The sequence below is a fragment of the Gammaproteobacteria bacterium genome, from assembly GCA_036381015.1.
Lineage (GTDB): Bacteria > Pseudomonadota > Gammaproteobacteria > Steroidobacterales > Rariloculaceae > ZC4RG20.
On the sequence record DASVDR010000038.1, the window covers coordinates 24,428 to 46,907 of the forward strand.

Sequence of the window (22,480 nt, forward strand, 5' to 3'; positions counted from 1 at the left end):
GTGCTGGCGGACGGATTCGAACCGCCGACCGGCTGATTACAAATCGTTCAAGGCGTCCCGTACCTAACCCGACCAACCCATTTATACCTGCCAAGTGCTCGCCATTATAGCGTTTTTTGTCTGACTTAGCCATACCTACCCGTATGTAGTAAGCTCCGTTTGTCTGACTCATGCCGGACTCAAACGGACATGCCTCGAACGACCAAACTGACGAAGGGCCGCATTCAGCGGTTGACCTACGACCCGAACGGGCCTTCGAAGCAGATCGCAGGCGACGGACAGCTTCCCGGCTTCGGGGTCCGCGTCTATCGCACCGGCCGGAAGTCCTACGTGCTTCGCTACGGCCCGCGCGGCAAAGAACGGCTGATGGTGCTCGGGCCAGCGACGACCGGCGAGGACGTGGACGCGATGCGCGAGCACGCACAAGCGCTGCTCCGCAAGATGCGCACGGAGGGCGCGGACCCGCTTACGGAGAAGAGGAAGGCTGACTCCGGGACCGTCGCCGCAATCGTGACCGAGTACATCAACGCGAAGGGCGGCGACTGGTCGGAGAAGGAAGTGAAGCACGCCAAGCGCCGGCGCGACGTGAACATGCGGCCGATCGCGACGACCCGGCTCGAAAACCTCCGCCGACGCGACGTGCGCAAGATGCATCAGGCCATCGCCGCGAAGTACGAGGCGAATCGAACCCTGGCACTGCTCCGGGCCGCAATCAATCACGCGCTCTCTGATGGCGGCTGGCGGGCGTCCGAGCTTGCCGAGGGCGAGAATCCGGCTACCCGGATCGAGATGCACCCGGAGAAGCACCGGCGCGAGTGGATACGGCCAGACGAGCTCCCGAGGCTGCTCGAGGCCATCGACGCCGAGGACGATCCGTGGATGCGCGCATTCTTCCGGATGCTGCTCTACACCGGCGCTCGCAAGTCAGAGCTTGCGAACCTCGAATGGTCGAACGTCGACTTGAAGGGCGGGACGATCACGTTCCGCGACACGAAGAACGACGAGGATCACGTCGTCCCGCTTCCGCCCGAGGCCGTGAAGCTGCTCAAAGCAACGCCCCGCACGATCGGCAACCCCTACGTCTTCTGCGGACACGTGAAGGGCCGGCCGATCGTGAATCCCTACAAGCCCTGGAAGCGCATTCTCGCGCGGGCCGGCATCGAGCGCCGGATCACCATCCACGACGTCCGCCGCACGGTAGGCAGCCTCCTCGCGACGCAGGGGTACTCGACGCAGCAAATCGGCAAGCTGCTCAATCACAAGTCCGCGATCACGGCGAAGGTGTACGCCGAGATTGCGGACCGCGCGAAGCGTGACATGGTGGACGCCATGGCGAGGCTGCTCGGGTGAAGGTCCGGCGCCGTCCGTATGGCCTGTTCGTGCTCGAACGCCGGACTTACGAGACGGCGGACGAAATCGCGGAGTTTATGCGTGGGCTGTCTGGTCGGATCGAGGCGTATATCGCCGAGGCGGAGCACGTCGCACGCGAAATTCTGGCCAGGGCCGGCATAAACCCGGATGCACTCTATGACTACGTCGAAGCGCGGCAGGATGGGGCGCTGTCGCTCGAGCAGGTCATGGCGCTACCGAAGGTCACGCGGACATTGGAAGAGGCGCTTGCGGTCGCGAAGGATGGCCGACCATATCGGGCCGGCGTGCGCTATACGATGATCGACCGCGCCGCCTTGCCCGCCGAAATCGACGAAGCTCTGCATATCGTGCTCGACGTTCCGACAATGCGCGCGTACCTCGCCGACGCGAAGACCTATGCTGCCGTCAAGGACGCGATCGTGTTCGCGACGCGTGTCGAACACTTCAACGCGAACCTGGCGTGGGAGAAGCCGGTACGGACCGGCGCGAAGATTCGTAACGCCGCGGCCAACGGGAACCGACAGCGCGGCGCCGCAACACAGAAGCTCGCCGCCGAGGTCTGGCAACCGCGCTGCAACGAGCTCGCCGCGAAGAATCCGCGAATGACATGGACCGCGATCGCTCAGAAGGTCGCGGCCGAGAACGGCGTCAATCGGTCGACCATCCAACGGCACTGCGCGAACCCGAAAAAATAGTCGTGCATTCGCGGCGATTGCGCCGCCGCCCTCGTGGTGTGATCCCCGTCACTGAGACGGAGGTAGCCATGCACGACATCCCCGACATCACCCAAACCGATCCTCTGCTGCGTCAGGAGGCCGTCGCCGAGTACATCGACGTCTCGATGGCGACGCTCGAGAAGTGGCGTAAGACCGGTCGCGGTCCCGCTCATATCCGCGTCGGGCGGCTCGTCCGCTACCGGCAGTCGGACCTCGATCGCTGGCTGAGACAACAGACGGTGGGCGGCGAGGCGGCGTGATGAGCGACCCGAGACTTCGCCCCGGCTCCCGGGCCTGCCGCTGTAGCGTCTGCGGCGAGTATTTCGGCGGTGAACGGGCCTTCGACGAGCACAGGGTAGGCCCCATGTCCGATCGCCGCTCTCGACTCGTCGGGCTACTGGCGGCGACGCGGGCCAGCCTCGGAGGCCGCCTGATGAAGCGCGCGGGCCAGAAAGCGCAAAGCCGGCGTGGCGGCCGGCTTCGCGATGGGACAAAGGATGCTGTCGGGCAACAGCGCGGACATTCTACCAGCTTCGCGCTCAGCTCGACCAGCTACGGCCGCATCCTCGCGGCCGGAGGCGAGCGCGATGCGGGCCACCCACGATAACGTCGTCGCTCTCCCGCGGCGCCTCCCGCGATATGGCGAGGCGAGAGTCGAGCCCGGCGAATATGTCGCGAGGCTCGCGGGTTGCGAGACGTGGGCGCGCTGTCACGGATGGACGCCGCGCTGCGTCCTCGTTTGGACGATCACCGACGCCGAGGCCTTCGGCGTTCACGTTCCCGGCTATTACCGCGTGGTGAAGTTGCAAGGCGGTCCGCGCCGCAACGGCCGGTTTGTGATCGGCTCGAGATCGCGGCTGTATCGCGATCTCGCGCGGATGCTGAACCGCCGGCCGCCGACCGACCGCATCCCGCTCGAGGAGGTCACCGGCCTGTACTCGATCGTGGTGCGTGACGTGACGACCGACCGCGATTCGCATCCGATCGGAGCCGCCGCCTATTCCGTCGTGGATTGGGTGAGGGGACCGGCATGAAGTCTCCCCAGTCCCGTTCCCGTACCCCTACCCGGTTCTCATCCGCTGAAGGCCGCATGGACAAAGGCTTTCAGGGCGGGCGGTGCCGGAAAAGTGCACGCCGATTTCACGAGTCTGGGCGATGGTGCCGCCCTGACATTCCAACCGACCGCACCAACGTGCCCCGGGGCCTGGCCGCCCCGGGGTCACTCAGACTACCGACCTCGTCCCTTCATCCGGGCAACGTAGACGAGGACGCCGACGAAGTACACGAGTGCAAGGGTTGTAGCGATCGGATGGGCCGCTGCGTGTGCCGCGAGGACATCGGGCAGCATGCTGATCCACTCCCCCGGCGTTGGTACTTGATCGGGCTCCACTCGCGAATATTAGTCGAGCGGCGGCCGGTTGAGAAAACGAGGACAACATCGTGAGCCGCGGTCTCGGCAGGCTCCAGCGCCGGCTGCTCACCGAGCTCGAGCACGGGCATGCGTCGGTACTCGATCTATGCGAGCGCATCCACGGCTGGCCGGTCCCGGATTCGATCTACTCGTCGGCCCGGCGGGCGATTCGTGGGCTTGTCCGCCGCGGGCTCGTGATAGAGCTACCGATCCGGTATCGCGTGGAGTGGATCGACGCTCCACCTAGCGCACAAAAGCACTTCGCGCTCGCGAACGACGAGGGCGCGGCGCAGGTCAAGCGTGATGTTGATCGGCTCTGCGCGATTATCGCGGCGCGCTAAGCGTTGCAAACGGGCATGAGTGTTGGATTGCAACGCTTAACGCCGAATCGTCCAACGCGTTGGACGGTTTTTCGTCGCTGCCAGCACCTGCCGCCGCAACGACTGACAGGAGGACCACGACGATGACCAGCAACGTGATCGAGTTCCGCTGGCCGGCCGACCCGACTGATTGCCCGAGGTGCCTGCTCCGCCTCGCCGCCGTCGCCGAACTCGCGGCGCCGATGCTGCTGACCCTGGCCGCGGTGGTGCTGTCGTGAGCGCCGACACGTACACCGTGGTCGACGAGTACACGGTCGACGGCGAGCCACCCGAGCGCCTTGAGCGCCGCGTACGCCAGTGCTCGGCCGTAACCGAGGACGGGACGCGCTGCAAAACGCTGACCTTGCACTCCAAGTGCTGGAGACATCGCCAGCATGACGGCAATTCACTTCCGCGCGTTTAAACGCACTTCTACGTGTTGCGAGCATGAGCGTGAACCAGCGAAGCGAAACCGAGGAGCTCGAAGTTCGGTTGCGAGCGGCCGGTCACGTCGTGACCGTCTCGGGGCTCACGGACGTCGACGGCGCCGCCGCGGCCCTCGGCGTGACGGCGCGCACGTTGCGCCGCTGGCGAACGAGCGGGACCGGGCCGCCGCACGTCGAAATCGGCGCCCGCATTTGGTACCCGGTCGAAAGCCTGTCGCGGTGGCTCGATCGCAGCGGACATTGGCGGTCATGAGCGGACATTCGCGGACCCGCGGCGTCGTCGATCCTGGCAGCATCCGTCCCGTGCAAACCTGGGAGTTGCGATGGAATTGACGGCGAATCAAAAGCGGCGTATCCGGAAGCTCGTCGAGCTCTGGCATCAACAAAATTTGCTGCGCCGCGACGAGTCCGAGCGGATTCGGAGCTACAACGAGCGACGCATGCGGCTGGAGCAGCAACTTCGCAATGCGCGCCTCGCCACCAACCGGAACGAGGCGCTTGAGGCTCAACTCGAGGGGGAGATCGAGCGCCTCAAGCGGATCGCACTCGAGCAGCACGAGGCCTCCGATCGCGCAGCCGAAGCGGCCGCTCCGATCCGTCGCTTGCTCGATCGAATCTTCGAACACGTCGAGGGCCAAGCGCTCCCCATCGACGACATGCTGGAGCGGGTGCTGTGATGGCCGCGAAGAAAGTTCCGACCACGCTCGGCGAGATTCGCGCGCGCATCGAGGAGGTGAAGGACCGAATCGAGGAGCTCGCCGAGGCACACCTCACGCGCGACGAGCTTCGTGCCCGCATCGAGCATCGGGTGGACACCGAGCTTGCCGCGAGGCCTGCCGTCGACCCGTACCGGCATTTGCTCGAGAGGCACCCGCCCCGGCACAAGGGGCTCCGCGAGCGGGTCTACGTGAGCGGATCGTCATCCTCGGCGTACCTGGAGCGCGGGGTCGAGTTCCGGGACCTCGTGCTCTTCCTCGGCCGTAGTGCGCTCGTCGATCGACTCGTGGACGCTCTCGCCGACGGCTGCGGCGAGCTGACAGCCGAAGCGCTTGCCGCCGAAACGCGGCGCCTCGAGAAGGAGCTCGCCGAGCTCGAACTCGCGGATGCCAAGCTCTGCGTGCAGCTTTTCGATTCAGGGCAGCCGGTCCCGTGGCGAGAAGATTGTGATATCGCGCAGCTGCTGGAGGCCTTCAAATGACAGACGCGGCGACCGTTTTCTCGCCCGACTCGTTGTGGGCGATGATGCCTGCCACGCTCGACGCGCTCGCGCGCGGCGACCGTCTCGCCGAGCCGCCGGCGCCGCTTACGGCGTTCATGACACGCCGCGGCATCGTTCATCACGTCGGGTCTCAGCTTGCTGGGGTCATCGACGGTGTCGGTGTTTTACCAGTCTTCGGCCCCGTGCTTTTCCGGCAGAGGTGGCAGGCGATCGCCGCCGACTTCGGCGCGCTACTCGACGACGACGCCATCAAGGCGATCATCCTGGACGTCGACAGCCCGGGCGGGTTGCTCACGGGCACGCAGGAGTTCGCCGACCTCGTGCATGGCGCCCGCGGCCGAAAACCGATCATCGCGTTCGCCGGAGGCTGGGCGGCGAGCGCCGCGTACTGGGTCGCGAGCGCTGCGGATCAGGTCGTGATCGCGGAGACGGGCGAGGCTGGATCAATCGGCGTGGCCGCGCTGTATGTGGACTTCAAGCGAGCACTCGAAGGCGCTGGCATTCGCACCGTCGAAGTCATCAGTTCGCAATCGCCGAAGAAGCGTGTCGACCCGACGACCGAAGAAGGACGCGCGCTGCTACAACGGCGTGTCGACGATCAGGCGGCCGTGTTCGTCTCGCGTGTTGCTCGCTTCCGCGGTGTCGATGAAACCACCGTCCTCGAGCGGTTCGGCCAAGGGGACATGCTCGTGGGCCGCAATGCCGTACGCGCGGGCCTCGCCGATCGGATCGGTTCGTTCGAGTCGTTGCTGACCGAGCTCGGCGCGACAGCGAGATCCTCGCGACGCGCTCCGGCGCCGGCATCGTCACCCCAGCCGTCGCGCACGACGCGCGCCTCCGTCGACGCTCCGGCCACCGATCAGCCGGAGGAGCCGAGGACCGCCCGGGAGCTCGGGCAAGCGGACGAGCGCAGGCGCATCGTCGAACTGCTCGACTTGGCGCCGAAGGGATCGATTGGCGATCCAGTCGTCTCCCCCGAGCTGCAGCGCGCGATCGCCGAGGGCTCAGCTCCGGGCGCGTTCGCCCTAGCGGCGCTACAGGCAATCAAGGGTAGCGCGCCCGCAGATAACTCCGCGCCGGCCGTCGAGCCCTCGCAGCAGCCGCCGAGCGCCGAGGCGATGCCGCCCGCCCTGGCGCAAGCGCACAGGGAATACGAGCAGGGTGTATCGGTCGAGCGCGCCCGGGTTCTCGCTTTGCTCGCCGCTGATCTGCCCGCGGGCTTCGAGGCCGCGCGCCAGGCGGCGATCCGCTGGGGGCGCAGCGTGAATCAACTCGCGGCGGAGATCGTCGCGACGATACGCGACCGTGGCGTGACGCTCGAACAGCTGCGCGCTAGCGCGCCGCCCCCGGTCCCCCACGCCGTGCCGCCGACCCAACAGCCGGCGTCGTCGTCATGGAAGCGCGTCGCGGAGAACGTCTATCGTGAACGGGCAAAACCGAGCGGCAAGGGCGGCGATGGAAACTAGCCACGCCCAAGGGCGGGCGTGGCCGGCGGACCTCGGCAACCGTCGAACCACAGCCGAGGGCGCGGGGCGGCTTCCTCCGAGTCGCGCGACGCGCACAAAGGACGCCCCGCGGCGGGGAGCGACCTCCCTCCCCGCCGCGGGCGTCGATTCGCTGAAGACGGGAGTCAAGGCGATCCTGGCCTCTCCGCCCACGTCGCAGCTGCCAGCCGCCCCGATAGGTTCTTTCAGGGCCGCCGCCCCCCAGACCACGGGTGCGCGGCCGCGGGATTCCACAAATTTCGGCGCCTCTGGGGTCACGCCACGTAGAAGTTGATTCACATGGTACTGCTTTCGATTTCGCAGGCCGCAACGGAGTTCGGGGTCTCGCGCGACACGATGCGGCGAACGCTATCCGAAGCCGGTGTTTCGCCGGCCGGTACCGGTCGGCGCGGTCATGCGACCTATCGGCTTCGCGACATCGTGCGGTCGTTCAACGGCCGTCGAGGCCTGGACGACATGAATCCGCATTTGAGGCTCGCGCAGGCGCGCGCGATCGAGACCGAAGACCGAATCAGGCTGCGCCGCGGCGAGCTGGTCGAGGCACATGACGTCGAGCGGACATACGGCATGCTCGCGCAGTTCGTGGCCCGGGCGTTCGAGACGGCGCCGGACGTTGTGGAGCGCGACGTTGGCCTGACGCCGCAGCAGGCCGCTCGCCTCGAGAAGCACTTCGACGAGATGCGCGCGGCGCTCCATCGCCAATGGACGGAGCTCTCGGATGACTGACGGCGCCGACATGCGGCGGCGCGCGCTCGATTCACTCGAACACCGGCCGCGCGAAGGAGCGGAATCCCCGCGGAGCTGCGGCCAGCGGAGTCTCAAGTGCTTGTCGTGCATCCGTTCATCGACAACCGAGGCAGTTTCGCGGGACGCATGCGCATCGAACCGGATGGCAACGTTCTCGTTCTTGCTGTTGCGGGTGTCGGGTAGCCCCGTGACCGGCGACCGTGTGTTCACCGCGAGCGGCTCGAAAGGGATCGGTCGTCGGGCTGCAAGTCACGTACGCGGTATCGCCGAGCGTCTTGTGATCGATCACCTCGCAGACGCAAGCCGCTCATCGGCAACCGGCGTGGCTAATCGCTTAACCGAACGCGACCCCGATGATTGCAGTGATGATCGCTAGGATGGAGCCTATAACGATCTCGCGACCGTAGTCGTCATAAACGCGCTCATACCAGCGTCTGGCGTCATGTACAGGATACTTCACATGAAGCTCAAGACACTGGTTCGCGCTCACCTCGGCGACGTTGTTGATCGTTGCCGTGAAGATGTTCCCTGCGAAGTTGCCTTGTGCGTCGGTCTGGCAACCGTGAAGGCCATTCTCGACGCCATGCCCTGCTTTGTGGAGAAGGCGGTACCATCGATACGTCGGGTCTCGTTCGGCCAGCAGCTCTTTCCCGAGCGCACTGGACGGATCGAGCGAGTGCTCGAGCAACCGGCCGCCGACGCCACAAAGGACTTCAAACTGGCGTATTGCGGTCGGGGCCGCACCTGGTCCGACGACTCTCCAATACTCGCCAGCGGCACCCCACTGAATGTCCAAACGAACGAATTTCAGCGGCTCGATGAGCGCGCGAAATCGAGCTTCGAGATCTAGCCAGGTCCGCATCGTGGAAGTCTGCCATAAACAAAAACTTCGGCACGACTCCAGGGCGTGAAGTGTCAACGATCGGACGGTTCTACTGCTCGTGCTCAGGCTCCGCAGCAGCGGATGTTGCAGGAGTGACGACCCGGCATTTCGAAAAAGAACCCCGCCGAAGCGGAGCTAAAGGGTGACCGCCAACGGGCCGGTGAGTCGCGCTCAGGCTCCAGCTTGCCGCGGCTCCGCCAAGCGCCGATCCTGCTCTTCGGTGGTCATGACCCCCGGGGCGGCCCTCTGCGACGCCGCCCACCGCGGCGACCGCGAACATCGTCTCCTCGGTCAGGGGCGCGCTCGCCAGAACCGCGATTTCAACCGCGTACTCCATCAGAACCCTTCTTCAAACGCGACGAGAGCCGTTAAGGCCTAGACCTCGATGCTCGATACGAGCGTTGTCCTGCGTTGCTTCTATAACGGCCGTGACCCACTGTCTCCACGGGTTGACCTCATCGCGTGTAGCTCGTTTTCATTCGCTAGGCGGCAGCGAATCAGTCGGAGCGGCACGACCTTTGAGACGAAGTTTGAGCAGCATCACGAGCCAGACGATGATGGCGGCAATGCCATGCGATAGAGCGGATTCAGCGAAAGCTGGCGGACCGCCATCTGCCATGCCGTAGGCGCCCAACACGGATGCAATGACCCAAGCGACTCCGACGGATATGAGGTGCTTCTGTGGCGCTTGGAGGCGGCGCAGGAGCACGCCCGAGACGGCCGCCGACAGCACGACGATCACGATGACGGCTCCAAGCAAGAATCCAACTGTGGCCATTGGTGCTGCTCTCCTTTCCGACCAAATGAGGATCGGTTGGGCGCGATGAATAAAGGAGACGCCGAAGGTGCGTTTTCAGTCAACACGCGGACAGAAAGTGATGCGCTGAGAAGCCGCAGGGGACACGATTGGCACTCCGACGGGCTCACCTCTTAACTGGCAGCCGGTCACTTGCCGGCGAGCTCACTCAGCACGCGAAGCGCTTCCTTCCGCGTATCTGCATAGGCATCATTGAAGCGTCGAGTGAATGCCTCGAAAGATTTCTGCACCTCCGTAGTGATCTCACCCTCGCGGCATTTGCGGACCTCGGCCCATTCATCGCAGGCATTCTTCAAACGGGTTGCCGCCGCGGTGAGCGCAGTGCTGCCCCCATAAACTTCGCATAGCCAAAGGATATGGTCAGCCGGATGAGAGGCCTTCTCTTCTTGCCGCGACGCGACGGCCCAGTCGTGCACCTCGATCAAGCGCTCCATTACGTGCTGCATTTTGATGCGGCGCAGGTCGTCGTTTCTGGCGCGCGATAGCAGCGAGTGCCGAATCGCCCAGCCGATGCCGCCCAAAATCGCGACGAGGACCGAGCCCGCGACGGCGATCGATCCGCCGATTATCGCGCCTTGAAGCTGGGGATCGAGGGCGGCGAATGCTTGCATCGCTGGCGAAGTCTGCCACAAAAAAAGACCGCGGCGCGACGCCAGGGCTGTGAAGTGTCAACGATCGGACGGACCCTACTGTTCGTTGCTCAGGCTCGGCGCCGGCGGCTGGTGGCACATTGCGTCGCCGATGATTCCCGGCGATAGGGCCGGCGGAGCTAGTGCACGCTCCGCAACTCCGTAACCGCCTCGCCGACGTCGATCTCCCAGCGCTCCAGCCGATCCAGCGCGCGCCGCGCTTCTTCCTGGTCGTCGAGCTTCAAGAGCAGCTCGGCGAGTTCGAGAAGGTCGGAGAGCCAGGGCGGTGAATCCATGTCCCGCAGCGTAGCGCGCCGCGACGTCGGGGAGTCAGCCGAGAATCTGGCGAAAGTGCCGAGAAAGGCGCGCGCGTACACTACACGCTCGAACGAATCAGCTAGTACCGCTTCGACGTGAACTGTTCGAAAAATGCTCGCTCTGAATCTGCTAGCCGCTGCGGCCAATCGTCGCCGCATGGTGGTCGCACCCCCAGGTCAGCTATAAGGAATCGAATCACTTCCTCTATGGTGACCCATCCTGTTGGAAGGTGTAGATGGTCAAGGTCCAACGGCCCTCTGGGGTGATCGAGCGTTGCTTGCATCTGCACATGGTGCCGGCAGTAATTTGGAGAGGTGGACGCGAGCTGCGAGTCATACTCCCAGCGCAGGAACGCTCGCTGCTGTCCGGGAAGGTACTGCAACCTGTACCAGTATTGCAGAGTTTTTAATCGGTACCTTCGCGGGCCGAGACGCGCGGCGTGGAGCGATTGGCCAAGGTAGAAGTAGATCGTGCCGTGCTTAGTCTGAAGCGGCGCGGTGTTGATACCGCCTTTGCGAAAGGAGAGGGTGGCAGTGTCGCCGCTTACCTCACAGTGGAAGTGATCCGTCAACGTAAGCGTCGCAGCTATAAGCTGAGCGACATGGTCCCTGAAACGGTCGAAGCAATCCCTCGGGCGCCGACCCTCAATCGGCATTGGTGGGCGAGGCTAAGCGGCCATGCTGTGGGGGTCGCGCGGACCCTCCTTGAGAAAGCGCAGCATGCGTAGTTCTACTTCTAGTGGAGTGCCGTCAAGTTCTCCGGAGTCTAGGAGGCTGTACGCCTCCTCAACGCTACGGATCCCCGCTTGCTCAACGAGTTTGCGCGCCCGCTCATAGATTTCGTCATCGGACAGCACAGCTTCGTGCCTCCGTACCGGCACTCGCCGTAGCAGAATATCTAAGACGGCTTCAGCGCACCGGCGTACGGCGTCGCTCAGAGCATGGGCGTCTATAGCTGATCTCTGTCTCATTGTCGGTCCCCTTTTGCTCCTCGGCCCCCCAAAGAGAATCGACCGGTTGTTGTTGTTCTTCCGTGATCAGCGGCACGGATTGTAGATGGGCCAATCCGGATCCGAATAGACAAGCAAAATTCATGCCAGTTCATCGGTTCTAGCTTTCTCCCGACGCCGCCCTCCACCCGCCTCCGCCTCTCCGGCTGCTCCCGGACCGCACGCACCCGTGGCAAAAGAAAGAGGGCGGCCGAGCCGCCCCGAAAGGAACCTGATGTTGTGCAGGTTCAAGCGCCGCGCTTCTCCGCAAGTTGCCGCCGCGCGTGGAGGTTGCCGACGACCTCTTCGAGCTTCAACGCGCACTCGACCGCTTCCTGATCCGCGTCGAGCCCATCGTCGATCATCCGCTGCACGGTCGCGACGATTTCGCGCAGATCGCGGTCGCGGTTCTCGGTCTCGGGTACATTGGTCGAAGGCATGGTCGTTAACTCCTTGCGTAACGGTTGTGCTTGGGCTCGCGCCAGTGCTCGAACCACCGGGGCGGGCCGCCTACCGCCGGATACCGGCGGATTCAGGCGCCACTCGAATCGCTCGTCCGAGCGGCGAAACAAGATGCTGAGCACGTGCAGGTGATGACGCGCGTCGGGCGTGCAGCCGAAGCGGCAGGCGCGGCGGCTGGCGCTCATCGGTGGAAATCCCCGGCCAGGCAATGCAGCAACTCATGCCCGAGCATCGCCGTCGCGTCGTCGTCGACGCGCTCCGGCCGGTGGACGTTCAGCCGGCACACAAGCTCGCCGTCGACGCGCAGGAGAACGGCGAAGCCATCCTCGGGGCCTCGGTGCAGGATCGAGTGCTCGAAGCTCTCCGCGCCGTACAGGCGCCGCGCCTCGGCGAGCTCGCGGTGGCTCGTGATCCACGTCACCTCGAGGCGGAAGGCGGTCTCGTCGAGCGTGGGCCGCACCGGCTGCGCGAGCGCGGGGGCGGCGGCGAACAAGGCGAGGGCGAGGGATCGCATGTCAGCCTCCTGTCGGTATGGGCCGGCAGGTAGGCCGAGATCGGGCGCCGTTTGTCTGACTTATGCCGGACTCATGGCTTGGGAAGGAAGGGACAATCTGCGCCTAACGTTTTGTATTTCTTGGTGCTGGCGGACGGATTCGAACCGCCGACCGGCTGATTACAAATCAGCTGCTCTACCAGCTGAGCTACGCCAGCCCCCACCGGCATTATAGCGGGCCGATCCGGCGCATTTTGCCCGCGCCGCCCGCCGGCCGCATCGTTCGCCTCACCGCCGCGGGCGGTCCGAATCGGGGTCAGGTGACGGAGGAGCGCGCAGAATCGAAAAAAGAGGCGCCTCTGACGGGCGCCTCTTCTCAGGCTTCTTCTTGGCTCGTTCGAGTTGGTTTTCGACCGGCCCCTGTCGGCGGGCTTCTTGTTAGGGAATCAAAGTAACACTTTTCGCGCCGCGATTCAGCTCCCGGCGATCATTCCGGTTTTCGAGCCAGGAACAGGAACTTGTCGGTGTGCCCCCGGACCGACGGATCGCGCACGCCGACGGTGTGAGGATCGTCCGGATTCTCGAGGAGGTCCGACTCGGCCTCGACCGTGAAGCCGACTTCCTCGAGCGCTTCCTTCGCGGCTTCCGGCTGCACGCGATGAAACTCGGCGTTGTCCTGGCCCTCGATTCCGACGTGGTCGATCAGGCCGAGGACGCCGCCCGGCTTCAGCGCGTCGTAAATGCCCTGCAGGAAGGCGGCGCCGGCCTCGAGACCGCCGCGGTTGTACTGATCGTGAAAATTCATTGACGTGATCGCGACATCCACCTGCCCCGCGATCTCCGCCTCGGCGAGATCGCCGTGCACCGGCTCGACGTTGCCGAGCCGATCGACCATCGCCTGCTCGCGCTGCATGAACTCATCGCCGCCGCGGTTCACCATGAACGCCGGGTTGTGCATGTAGACCTTGCCGGAAGGTCCGACCGCCGCCGACAGCACCTCCGCCCAGTAGCCGCTGGCGGAGATCACGTCGAGCGCCGTCATTCCGTCCTCGACGCCGAGAAATTCCATGACCTCGATCGGCATGTCGGTCTCGTCGCGCTGCTTGGCCTCGTCCGAGCGCTCCGGCGCTTGAAGCGCCTCCCGGAGGCGCTCCTCCTGATCCTGGGCCTGAGCCTGCGCAGCCGCGCCGATGCCGCAAACGGCGAGCGCCGCAAGCGGCAGGCCGATTCGCTTGATCCGTATCATGTCAGCTCCTTGTTACCTCTTTTGCTTGTGCGATCCTTTGGTCGGCGCCGCCCGCTCCCCTGGCTCTCCGGCGGCCCGCGCACTTCGGAGTGCGTCTCGTTGTCGGACCGGTGCACGATAGCTCAACTCGTGCGCGGGATGGAATCGCCGTATCCGGGAACGGACGCGGCATTCAGCCGGGCGGCGTGTCGCACCCGCGAAGCTCGAGCCGCACGATCCTTCCGGGCGGCTGCAGCGCCTCGAGGTCGAGATCCTCGCCCGGCTCGAGGTCCACGTCGATCCAGTAGACGGTCCCCGTCTCCGTGCGGTCGGCGATCAGCGGCTCGAACCCGATGCGGCGCACCTGCTCGCGGAGCCGGCCGGCGCGGGCGGTGTCCGTGAACACGCCGAGCGAGATGATGTCGCCGTCCTCCTCGCCGGGGATCAGATAAGCCTCGGGGACGCCGCCTTCGTGCAGCCGCTCGAGCATTTCGTTGGCCTCGTCGCGGGTCGGAATACCGGCGAGATGGACCCAATAGCCTGCGGGCACCGGACCTTCGGCGGCCCTCTCGGCGGGCGTGTAACCCGCCGCGCGCAGAATTTCCGCGGCCGCATCGGCTTCGCCGGAATCGACGAACGGCCCGATCCCGACGCAGCGCGCGGCCGCCGAATCTGCCGGGTCACCGCTCGGGGCCGGGGCCGCCGGAGGCGCCCCCTCGCCCGCGGCGGGGACCGCCGCAGCATTCTCGCCTGAGGCGGTCTCGGCGCCCGGTGTCGTGCCGGCCTGTGGACCCGACGGGCCATTTGGGTCGGAGGGGATATTTGCGTCCCCGGGAGCACCCGATCCGGCCGACGCACCCACATCGGAGGCGATGGCGCCCGACCCGCCGCCCGCTTCGATCGCGGGCGTCCCGCCCTCGGATGCCGCCGCCGGCGCTCCGGCGTCGGACGTCGACCCGGCGCCGCCGGCTTCGACCTCGCTGACCAGACGGATCCGACCGGCGCCCCGGTCGCGCTGCAGCACCGGGTCGGACGGCGCGAACCAGGCGTGCCACGCAGCGAACGCGAGATTGGCGAGAACGAGCGCGAAGAAGAGATTGCGCATGCCTAGCGAGCCGTTCGACCGACGGCGCCGCGCTCCGTGGGCGTCGTCTCGGCCGCGATGAGTGCAAGCCCCTTGAGCACCAAGTCTGCCTCGACTCGAACGTCGGTTTCCAGCCACGGCCGCAGCAGCGGTGCCTCGCCGCCGGCGAGCAGCACGATCGGCGTCTCGCCGAGCTCGCGCGCGATCACGCCCACGGCACGGTCGAACGCCGCGGCCGGCCCGAGCAGCACGCCGCGCCCGACCGCTTCGTCGGTGCTTCGTCCGAGCATTTCGAGCCCCCCGGGACGCTCCGCAGCCGGGACGGTCGGCCCGATCCGCTCCGTATTTCGCGCGAGGGCGTCCGCCGCGATGCGGGGGCCGGGGAGGATCAAGCCGCCGAGGTGCAGTCCGGCCGCGTCGACCGCGTCGAACGTCATCGCCGTGCCGGCGCCGATCACGCAAGCCGGACGCGGCCCCTTCTCGCTCGCGATCCGGTGCGCCGCGATCACGGCGACCCAACGGTCGACGCCAAGCCGGCTCGGATCACGGTAGCCGCAGCGCACGCCGAGCATCTCGCGCTGCGTCGCGACGAGCTCGGGCGCGGCGCCGAAGCGGCGTTCCGTCAGCGCCGCGAGCGCCGCGACGACGTCGTCCCCCGCGACGTTCGCGACGACCACGCGCTCGACGCCCGGAGGCAGCGCCGCGTCGAGCGCGGCCATCGCGTCGTCGACGCGGCCAGTGTGCAGCGCGTCCCCGGTCGCGCCGATCCTCCCGCGATCGGCGAGCGCCCACTTGACGCGCGCGTTGCCGATGTCGACGACGAGCGCCGTCACGAGCGCCGCCTCACGGTCACGTCGCCGGAGATCACGCGCCGGGCGCGGCCGTCATCGTCGACGACGAGGAGCGCGCCCGACGCGTCGATGCCGCGCGCCGTCCCGCTCCAGGTCTCCGCCACGTCCGCGACGACGACGCGCTCCCCGCAGAGACAATCCGCCGCCGCGAGCTCGTCCCGGTAAGGCGCGAAGCCGCTCGCCGGATACGAGGCGAACGCGTCGGCCAGCGCTTCGATCAGCGCGGCCGCGAGCCGCAGGCGCCGCGGCGGTGCGCCTCCGGTCGCATGCGCGAGGTCCGCGGCACCCCGCGGCCAATCGCTGACCACCGCGAGCTGCGCGTCGGGCATCGCGACGTTGATTCCGATTCCGGCGACGGCGTGCAAGCCTCCCTGTCCGTCCGCGACGCTCTCGACGAGAATGCCGCCGAGCTTGCGGCCGTCCCAGACGAGGTCGTTCGGCCATTTGAGCTCGACGGCGATGCCGCAAAGCCGCGCGATCACTCGCCTCACGACGACGCCGACGGCGAGCGGGAATGCGCCGAGCTCGGACGGCGTTCGAGCGAATCGCCAACCCGCCGACAGGCAGAGCCCGGCCGCGATCGGCACGTACCAGCGCCGGCCGCGCCGCCCGCGGCCGCCATGCTGAAACTCCGCGATACATACCGTCATCGCGCCGGGCCCGGGCAACGCGGTTTCGAGGAGGTAGCGGTTCGTGGAGTCGAGCTCGGTGAAGATCTCGAGCCGCTCGACGCGGCGGGCGGCACGCGGAGCGACGGCGGCGCAGAGCGCTTCGGCATCGAGGAGATCGAGCGGGCCGCCAAGGCGAAGCCCTCCGCCCGGCACGGTATCGACCTCGAGCCCCCAGCGCTCGAGCGTCGCCACATGCTCGCGCACGGCCGCGGGCGTCACGCCGAAACGCGCCGCCAGCGCTTCGCCGGAATGGCAGCGGCCGTCGGCGAGCTGTCTCATCAAGGCTTCCGGAGTCATAAATCGGCGCGGCGCGCCGGCCTCACCGCGTCATTTGCTGCTCTGCGCGCGTCCGAAACGCGGCTCGGTCCGGTCGACCATGCGGCGAATGTTGCCGCGGTGCGTGTACACGATCAGCGCGGCAACGAGCACGGCGAACCAGAAGAAACCGGGCTCCTCCGACAGGCGCGTGAAGCCGATGAGCGCGGCCGCGGCGACCGCCGAGCTCATCGTCGCGAGACCGACGAATCCGGTGAGCAGGATCACGCCGATCCAGCACGCAATGACGAAAGCGCCGAGAGCGGGATCCAAGTAGACGAGAAGACCGGCGGCCGTGGCGCCCCCCTTTCCGCCTCGGAAACCGAACCAGACGGGGAACACGTGCCCGACGATCGCCGCGAGCGCGGTGCCGTACAGCACGAGCTCGCGCGGCACGGCCGAATCGATGCCGATGCCCGGAATCGCGAGCCCCGGTATCCACGCGGCGGCGAGGATGCCCTTGCCGACGTCGATGACCAGCACCCAGAACGCGAACGCCTTTCCTTGAGTGCGCAGCGCGTTCGTGCCGCCCGCGTTCCCGCTGCCGAGCTTGCGAATGTCGACGCCGCCCTTCACGTAGCCGACGACGAGGCTGCCGAGCACCGAGCCGATCAGGTACGCCAGCGTGACTTTGAGGCCGAGCTCGATCATGGCTGACGCAATGTTACGCGGTTACGGAGCGGCTGGAAGGGCGGAGGAAGCGCGAACGGGCGTCCGGGCGCGATCACTCCCCGAGCCACGCTCGACGACGCTCGACCGCGGCCGAGTCGGCGTCGTCGAGCTGGCGCAGCCAGCACGTATCCGGCGGCGCGGCGCGGAGCGTGAGGCCGAACTCGAGCAACTCGTCGCCGCGGAAGACGCTCGCCGTCACGCGCTCGCCGGGCTCGAACCGTGCGAGGCGCCGCTTCAGGTTGCGGTCCGTGACCTTGAGGCGATCGAGCGCGATCAGCACGTCCCCGGGCTCGAGCCCGGCGCGCTGCGCCGGCCCGTCGTCGAGGACGGCGGTCAGCTCGAGGCCGTTCTCGCTCGCCCGGTACGCGGCGCCGATCGCCATCGGCACGGGTGCGCCTGCGCGCGGCGGCGTGCCGCCTTTGTCCTCAGGGCCCGTCTGCGGGCGCAGCTCGAGAGCGATGCCGACGCCGGCGAGCAGCTCCGCGAGCGGCGGATCTTCGGTGCGGCGGACGGCGCACTCGAAGAAGTCCGCGAGATCGACGCCCGAGACTTCGGCCGCGATCCGCTCGAAGCCGTCCTCCGGCAGGCCCTTGCCGACCGAGCCGAACCGCCGCCAGAGCTCGCGCATCACGTCGTCGAGAGTTTTCGCCGAGGACGTCCGCAGCAGCAGGTCGAGCGCGAGCGCGACGAGCGCGCCTTTCGCGTAATAGCTGATGCTCGCGTTCGGCGCGTTCGCCTCGGGCTTGTAGAGAATGTCCCAGGCGTTGAAGCTCGAGTCGGCGAGCGTTTGCCGGAAGCGCCCGGGCGTGCGGTACACGCGGGTCAACGCCTCGCCGAGGCGCCTCAAGTAGGCTTTCGGGGCGATCAGCCCGCTCGTCAGCAGAAAGCGCTCCTGGTAGTAGCTCGTGATGCCCTCGAAGACCCACAGCAGCCGAGTGTGGTTGCGCCGATCGAGGCGGTACGGCATGAACGCGGCCGGTTTCGTGCGCTTGACGTGCCATGCATGGAAATACTCGTGGCTCACGAGCGCGAGAAAGCGCTGATACTCCGCGGGCACGCCGACCTCGCCGGGCTTCGGCAGATCGTCGCGGTTGAACACCAAGCTCGACGAGGCGCGATGCTCGAGGCCGCCGTAGCCGTCGCCGACCGCGAGCCCGAGAAACGTGTAGCGGTCGAACGGCGCCGGCCGGCCGAAGAAGTCGATCTGTGTTTCGCAGAGCTGCGTCAGGTCGGCCGCGACCCGGGCGAGATCCGAGTCGAAGCGGCCCGCGACGACGAGCCGATGCGGGACGCCCGCGGCTTCGAACTCGACGCTCTCGAACGCGGAGATCTCGAAAGGATGGTCGACGAGCTCGTCGTAGCTCTCGGCCGCGTAGCGCCCGAAGCCGCGGGCGTCGACCTCGGCGGCCCGCATCGCCGTGGCCACGCGCCAGTCGGCGCAGCGCTGGTCGGACGGCGCCTCGAGGTATAGCTCGATCGTGTCGTCGTCGCGGCCTTCGGGAAGCAGAAACAAGCAGGTGCCGTTGAAGAAGCCGCGGCGCGGATCGAGCCACGCGCCGCGCACCGACGCGTCGAGCGCGTACACCTGGACGGTGACGGTGAGCTCGCGCTCGGCGCCGCGGCAGCACCACGTGCTCTTGTCGAGCTGCTCGGCGCGCAACGCGCGCCCGCCGCTCTCCGCGCGAATCCCGACGACGTGACGGGCGAACTCGCGCAGCAGATAGCTGCCCGGAATCCACGACGGCATCTGAAAACGTTGCGAAGGCTGCGGATCGTGAATGCTGCATTCGACCTCGAACAAATGACGGTTCAGGTCGTGCAGCCGCACGCGATAGCGGATCAGGGGCTCTCTCCTCGACTCTTCCCACGGCGCCGGCCGAGCGGCCGTAAGAGCGCTCGAGCCTGCCGGCGGCAACGGCAGCTTCCATGCCTTCGGCGCGGCGCTCGCTCTCACCCGAAGGAGGCGCATATTGTCGCACAGCCGCCGAGCGCGCGGCCCCGGGCGTTCGCGAATGTTGCAAACGGCGCGGCCCGCTCCTATCGTTGCGCGAAGGCGGTGCTCTTCGGAGTCAAAAGGGAACGCAGTGCCGAAGCTGCGGCTGTCCCCGCAACTGTAGACGGCGAGGTTTCGCGTCCGACGGCCACTGGAGCGCGAGCTCTGGGAAGGCCTGCCGAAACCGCTCGAGCCGTGAGCCAGGAAACCTGCCGCCACGTCGTCCTTCCGCGTGCCGGGGAAGCATGCGGTGCGGCCCATTCGTCGCGGTGACGACTCTTCGAAGATTAACGCGGGCTGGAGTCGCCGTGCCGTAGGAATGTTTTCCGCGCGCTCCGCCCATCGACGGGAGTGGCAGCATGGGGAGCCCCCGACGCCGCGCGATCGTCGTGATCGGCCGCATCTGCGCAACGCTGGTGGTCGGGACCTTTGCGCTGCTCGGTTTGCCGGCGGACGCAGCGGATCGGCCCTCGGTCGCGTCCATCAACTTGTGCGCGGATCAGCTCGTGCTCGGCGTCGCGGATCCGGAGCAAATCCTGACGTTGAGCTGGCTGTCCGCCGACCCCGACGAGTCGATGCTCGCCGCACGAGCGGCGCGCTTTCCGTTGAATTACGGTTCGGCCGAGGAAATTCTCCGGTACGACCCCGACGTCGTGATCGGCGGCGCGTTCACGAATTCCTTCACGCGCGCACTGCTCCGCGACGTCGGCTACGACGTCGTCGCGATCGAGCCGCCGTCGACGTTCGAGGAGATCGAGAGGAACGTGCGCCGCGTCGCGCAGGCGATCGGCCGAGCCGAGCGCGGGGAGACGGTGATCGCGGAGATGCGCGCGCAGCTCGCACGGCTTCGGCGCACGCTCCCGGCGCGAACCGTCGACGCGGTCGTCGTGCGGCCGGGAGGCTTCACGGTCGCAGCGGGAACGCTCGCGGAGGAGATGATGACGCTCGCCGGTCTGCGCAACGTCTCGGCCGAGCGCGGGCTCGACCGGTGGGGGAGCCTGTCGATGGAAACGCTTCTGAACGCGGATCCGGAGCTCCTGATCTTCACGAACTACCGCCTCGGCCAGCCCTCGCTCGCGAACGCCGTGCTCGCGCATCCGGCGCTCGACGCGCTGCGCGCGCGGGTGACGACAGCGACCGTCCCCGCGTCCCAATGGAGCTGCGGATTGCCCCAGATCCTCGACGCCGTCGAGACGATGCGCCGAGCGGCGACAGCCGCCGCGGCCCGCAGCGAGCGGGAGAACGGAAAGGCCTTCCGCGGACGGGCGATCTCGTTCGCCGACGGCCTCGCGGAGCAGTCGCGTGCGGAATGAAGCCGCGGCGCAGGCGGAGCTCCGGGCGCGGCAGCCGGAACGCGAGTCGCCGCTCGCGCCGCCGCGCGCAGCGCCCGGCGATCGGGTCGTGCTCGGCGTCCTCGCCGCGCTTCTCGCCGTCGCCCTGCCGCTTTCGCTCGCGATCGGCCGCACGAGCGGCGGCCCCGATCTCGGCTTCGGCGATCCCGCGATCGCGCGGACCGTGCTCGTCGAGATCCGTCTGCCGCGGGCCCTCCTCGGGCTCCTGATCGGCGGCACGCTCGGACTGTGCGGCGCAGCGCTTCAAGGCCTGCTGCGCAACCCGCTCGCGGAGCCCGGGCTGCTCGGCGCGTCGAGCGGCGCCGCGTTCGGCGCGGTGCTCGTCTTCTACTTCGGCCTGGCGGCCGCCGATTCGCTGCTGCTTCCGGCCGGCGCCGTGGCGGGCGCGTTGACCGCGCTCGGGGCGCTGTACGCGCTCGCCGGGCGGCGCGGCGAGCTCGTCACGATCATCCTCGCCGGCATCGCGATCAACGCGTTCGCTGCGGCACTGACGTCGCTCGCGCTGAACTTCGCGCCGAGCCCTTACGCCGCGCTCGAGATCCTGTTCTGGATGCTCGGCTCGCTGGCCGATCGCAGCCTTGCGCACGTGTGGCTCGCGCTGCCGCTGATGGTGCCCGGCTGGCTCCTGATCGGCGCGGCCGCGCGCGGGCTCGACGCGCTGACGCTCGGCGAGGAGACGGCCCAAAGCCTCGGATTCGATCCGCGCCGGACACAATGGCTCGTGATCGGCGGGACCGCGCTCGCGGTCGGCGCGGCGGTCGCCGCGGCCGGCGTCGTCGGCTTCGTGGGCCTCGTCGTGCCGCACGTCCTGCGGCCCCGCGTCGGCCATCATCCCCGCCGGCTGCTGCTGCCGTGCTTTCTCGGCGGCGCCGTGCTGACGCTCGCCGCCGACGTCGCGATCCGGCTGATGCCGCCGGGCCCGGAGCTCAAGCTCGGCGTCGTGACCGCGCTCGTCGGCGCGCCGTTCTTCCTGCATCTCGTGCTGAGACCGCGCGGCGGGAGCCCCGCATGACGCTCGTGCTCGATCGCGTCGCGGTCCGCTACGGCGCTCGGGTCGCGCTGCGCCCGACGACGCTCGAGCTGCCGCCGGGGCTCGTCGGCCTCGTCGGCCCGAACGGTGCCGGCAAGAGCTCGCTGCTGAAAGCCGTGGCGGGCCTCCTCCGCCATGACGGCGCGGTGTCGTTGAACGGCACGTCGATCGATTCGCTGCGGGCGCGGGAGCGGGCACGCACGATCGCGTACCTGCCGCAGTCCCCGGCCGCGCACTGGCCGATGCGCGGCGCCGACCTCGTCGCGCTCGGACGGATGCCGCACCTCGGCTTCGGCGAACGCCTCCGGCACGAGGACGTCGCAGCCATCGAGTGGGCGCTCGATCAATGCGACGCGGCACCGTTCGCGGAGCGTGCGGTCGACCGGCTTTCCGGCGGAGAGCGCGCCCGCGTGCTGCTCGCTCGCGCGCTCGCGGTCCGGGCTCCGGTCCTGCTCGCGGACGAGCCGATTCAATCGCTCGACCCTTACCATCAGCTGAAAATCATGCACGTCCTGCGCGACTACGCGGCGGCGGGCCGCACGGTCGTCGCGGTGCTGCACGACGTCGCGCTCGCCGCGCGTTTCTGCAGCCGGGTCGTCCTGCTCGATCGAGGCGGCGTCGCGTGCGAAGGCGCGCCCGAGGAGGTGCTGACGACCGGACCGCTCGGGCGCCACTACAGGATCGAGCCTTACCTCGCCCGCCACCGCGGCGCCCCGGTGGTCGTGCCATGGCGGCAGCTCGACTCGTGACCCCCGGAATGGTGTCAGACACCTTTTTCGCGGAAGGTGTCCGACGCCATTTTTTCTTTTTCGTGCGTCAAGCGATCGCACGCGACGTGAGCGCTCTCTCCTAGACGCGTCTCCATCCACCACGTCGCACCGTTGCCGCGGCCGTCGGGGCCCTTACGGGCGGATGCGTATAAT

Annotated in this window: 26 protein-coding genes, 1 tRNA gene and 1 riboswitch; of the genes, 15 read left to right on the forward strand and 12 right to left on the reverse strand. The window is 67.5% G+C overall.

Going from position 1 to position 22,480, the window contains the following annotated elements:
• Window positions 1–189 precede the first annotated feature (189 nt).
• From VF329_13505 to VF329_13560, 12 genes are all read left to right on the forward strand, one after another.
• Window positions 190–1,350 carry a tyrosine-type recombinase/integrase gene (locus tag VF329_13505; protein HEX7082022.1) on the forward strand — a complete coding sequence of 387 codons (1,161 nt, stop codon included), beginning with the start codon at window positions 190–192 and terminating at the stop codon, window positions 1,348–1,350.
• Entirely contained in the window at window positions 1,347–2,066 is a 720-nt protein-coding gene (locus tag VF329_13510; GenBank protein ID HEX7082023.1) for a hypothetical protein, read from the forward strand. Before VF329_13505 ends, VF329_13510 begins: the two co-directional genes overlap by 4 nt.
• A 68-nt stretch (window positions 2,067–2,134) precedes the next feature.
• Window positions 2,135–2,347, forward strand: a complete 213-nt coding sequence (locus VF329_13515) for a helix-turn-helix domain-containing protein (protein ID HEX7082024.1) — start codon at window positions 2,135–2,137, stop codon at window positions 2,345–2,347.
• A 327-nt stretch (window positions 2,348–2,674) separates the two neighbouring features.
• On the forward strand, window positions 2,675–3,121 hold the full coding sequence (locus tag VF329_13520) for a hypothetical protein (GenBank protein ID HEX7082025.1): 447 nt from the start codon (window positions 2,675–2,677) through the stop codon (window positions 3,119–3,121).
• A gap of 406 nt (window positions 3,122–3,527) precedes the next feature.
• Window positions 3,528–3,839 (forward strand): hypothetical protein, encoded by a 312-nt coding sequence (locus VF329_13525; GenBank protein ID HEX7082026.1) that lies wholly within the window; start codon window positions 3,528–3,530, stop codon window positions 3,837–3,839.
• A 122-nt stretch (window positions 3,840–3,961) separates the two neighbouring features.
• Window positions 3,962–4,096: a hypothetical protein gene (locus VF329_13530; GenBank protein ID HEX7082027.1), complete on the forward strand. Its 135-nt coding sequence runs from the start codon at window positions 3,962–3,964 to the stop codon at window positions 4,094–4,096.
• Window positions 4,097–4,310: 214 nt separating this feature from the next.
• Window positions 4,311–4,556: a helix-turn-helix domain-containing protein gene (locus VF329_13535; protein HEX7082028.1), complete on the forward strand. Its 246-nt coding sequence runs from the start codon at window positions 4,311–4,313 to the stop codon at window positions 4,554–4,556.
• A gap of 70 nt (window positions 4,557–4,626) precedes the next feature.
• On the forward strand, window positions 4,627–4,980 hold the full coding sequence (locus VF329_13540) for a hypothetical protein (GenBank protein HEX7082029.1): 354 nt from the start codon (window positions 4,627–4,629) through the stop codon (window positions 4,978–4,980).
• Window positions 4,980–5,501, forward strand: a complete 522-nt coding sequence (locus VF329_13545; GenBank protein HEX7082030.1) for a hypothetical protein — start codon at window positions 4,980–4,982, stop codon at window positions 5,499–5,501. Before VF329_13540 ends, VF329_13545 begins: the two co-directional genes overlap by 1 nt.
• A 41-nt stretch (window positions 5,502–5,542) precedes the next feature.
• Window positions 5,543–6,988, forward strand: a complete 1,446-nt coding sequence (locus VF329_13550; protein HEX7082031.1) for a S49 family peptidase — start codon at window positions 5,543–5,545, stop codon at window positions 6,986–6,988.
• A 318-nt stretch (window positions 6,989–7,306) separates the two neighbouring features.
• Window positions 7,307–7,753: a DUF1441 family protein gene (locus VF329_13555; GenBank protein ID HEX7082032.1), complete on the forward strand. Its 447-nt coding sequence runs from the start codon at window positions 7,307–7,309 to the stop codon at window positions 7,751–7,753.
• A gap of 481 nt (window positions 7,754–8,234) precedes the next feature.
• Window positions 8,235–8,624, forward strand: a complete 390-nt coding sequence (locus VF329_13560) for a hypothetical protein (protein HEX7082033.1) — start codon at window positions 8,235–8,237, stop codon at window positions 8,622–8,624.
• A 508-nt stretch (window positions 8,625–9,132) separates the two neighbouring features.
• Here VF329_13560 and VF329_13565 read toward each other — a convergent pair.
• The 12 genes from VF329_13565 to VF329_13620 all read right to left on the reverse strand — a co-directional run bounded on the left by VF329_13565 (window position 9,133) and on the right by VF329_13620 (window position 19,136).
• Window positions 9,133–9,435 carry a hypothetical protein gene (locus VF329_13565; protein ID HEX7082034.1) on the reverse strand — a complete coding sequence of 101 codons (303 nt, stop codon included), beginning with the start codon at window positions 9,433–9,435 and terminating at the stop codon, window positions 9,133–9,135.
• A 167-nt stretch (window positions 9,436–9,602) separates the two neighbouring features.
• A complete protein-coding gene (locus VF329_13570) occupies window positions 9,603–10,085 on the reverse strand; it encodes a hypothetical protein (protein ID HEX7082035.1) in 483 nt (160 codons plus the stop codon).
• Window positions 10,086–10,243: 158 nt separating this feature from the next.
• Window positions 10,244–10,399: a hypothetical protein gene (locus VF329_13575; protein HEX7082036.1), complete on the reverse strand. Its 156-nt coding sequence runs from the start codon at window positions 10,397–10,399 to the stop codon at window positions 10,244–10,246.
• Between the two features lie 1,258 nt (window positions 10,400–11,657).
• The gene (locus tag VF329_13580; protein HEX7082037.1) at window positions 11,658–11,849 is read right to left on the reverse strand and encodes a hypothetical protein; all 192 of its coding nucleotides are present in this window, start codon (window positions 11,847–11,849) and stop codon (window positions 11,658–11,660) included.
• A 203-nt stretch (window positions 11,850–12,052) separates the two neighbouring features.
• Complete coding sequence (locus VF329_13585) at window positions 12,053–12,385, reverse strand: hypothetical protein (GenBank protein HEX7082038.1); 333 nt, start codon at window positions 12,383–12,385, stop codon at window positions 12,053–12,055.
• Between the two features lie 121 nt (window positions 12,386–12,506).
• A tRNA-Thr gene (locus tag VF329_13590) sits at window positions 12,507–12,582 on the reverse strand.
• A 269-nt stretch (window positions 12,583–12,851) separates the two neighbouring features.
• Window positions 12,852–13,610: a hypothetical protein gene (locus VF329_13595; protein HEX7082039.1), complete on the reverse strand. Its 759-nt coding sequence runs from the start codon at window positions 13,608–13,610 to the stop codon at window positions 12,852–12,854.
• Window positions 13,611–13,782: 172 nt separating this feature from the next.
• Complete coding sequence (locus VF329_13600) at window positions 13,783–14,694, reverse strand: hypothetical protein (GenBank protein ID HEX7082040.1); 912 nt, start codon at window positions 14,692–14,694, stop codon at window positions 13,783–13,785.
• 2 nt (window positions 14,695–14,696) lie between these two features.
• Entirely contained in the window at window positions 14,697–15,506 is an 810-nt protein-coding gene (locus VF329_13605; GenBank protein HEX7082041.1) for a type III pantothenate kinase, read from the reverse strand.
• Window positions 15,503–16,474, reverse strand: a complete 972-nt coding sequence (locus VF329_13610) for a biotin--[acetyl-CoA-carboxylase] ligase (protein HEX7082042.1) — start codon at window positions 16,472–16,474, stop codon at window positions 15,503–15,505. Before VF329_13610 ends, VF329_13605 begins: the two co-directional genes overlap by 4 nt.
• Window positions 16,475–16,522: 48 nt before the next feature.
• Entirely contained in the window at window positions 16,523–17,161 is a 639-nt protein-coding gene (gene plsY / locus VF329_13615; GenBank protein ID HEX7082043.1) for a glycerol-3-phosphate 1-O-acyltransferase PlsY, read from the reverse strand.
• A gap of 73 nt (window positions 17,162–17,234) precedes the next feature.
• The gene (locus tag VF329_13620; GenBank protein ID HEX7082044.1) at window positions 17,235–19,136 is read right to left on the reverse strand and encodes a PDZ domain-containing protein; all 1,902 of its coding nucleotides are present in this window, start codon (window positions 19,134–19,136) and stop codon (window positions 17,235–17,237) included.
• A gap of 83 nt (window positions 19,137–19,219) precedes the next feature.
• Window positions 19,220–19,407, forward strand: a riboswitch (cobalamin riboswitch).
• Window positions 19,408–19,534: 127 nt separating this feature from the next.
• On the opposite strand from VF329_13620, the gene VF329_13625 reads away from it, so the two are divergent.
• The 3 genes from VF329_13625 to VF329_13635 are packed head-to-tail and all read left to right on the forward strand — an operon-like array spanning window position 19,535 to window position 22,306.
• Window positions 19,535–20,488 carry an ABC transporter substrate-binding protein gene (locus VF329_13625; GenBank protein ID HEX7082045.1) on the forward strand — a complete coding sequence of 318 codons (954 nt, stop codon included), beginning with the start codon at window positions 19,535–19,537 and terminating at the stop codon, window positions 20,486–20,488.
• Window positions 20,478–21,539: an iron ABC transporter permease gene (locus VF329_13630; GenBank protein ID HEX7082046.1), complete on the forward strand. Its 1,062-nt coding sequence runs from the start codon at window positions 20,478–20,480 to the stop codon at window positions 21,537–21,539. Before VF329_13625 ends, VF329_13630 begins: the two co-directional genes overlap by 11 nt.
• Window positions 21,536–22,306 (forward strand): ABC transporter ATP-binding protein, encoded by a 771-nt coding sequence (locus VF329_13635; GenBank protein HEX7082047.1) that lies wholly within the window; start codon window positions 21,536–21,538, stop codon window positions 22,304–22,306. Before VF329_13630 ends, VF329_13635 begins: the two co-directional genes overlap by 4 nt.
• Window positions 22,307–22,480 lie beyond the last annotated feature (174 nt).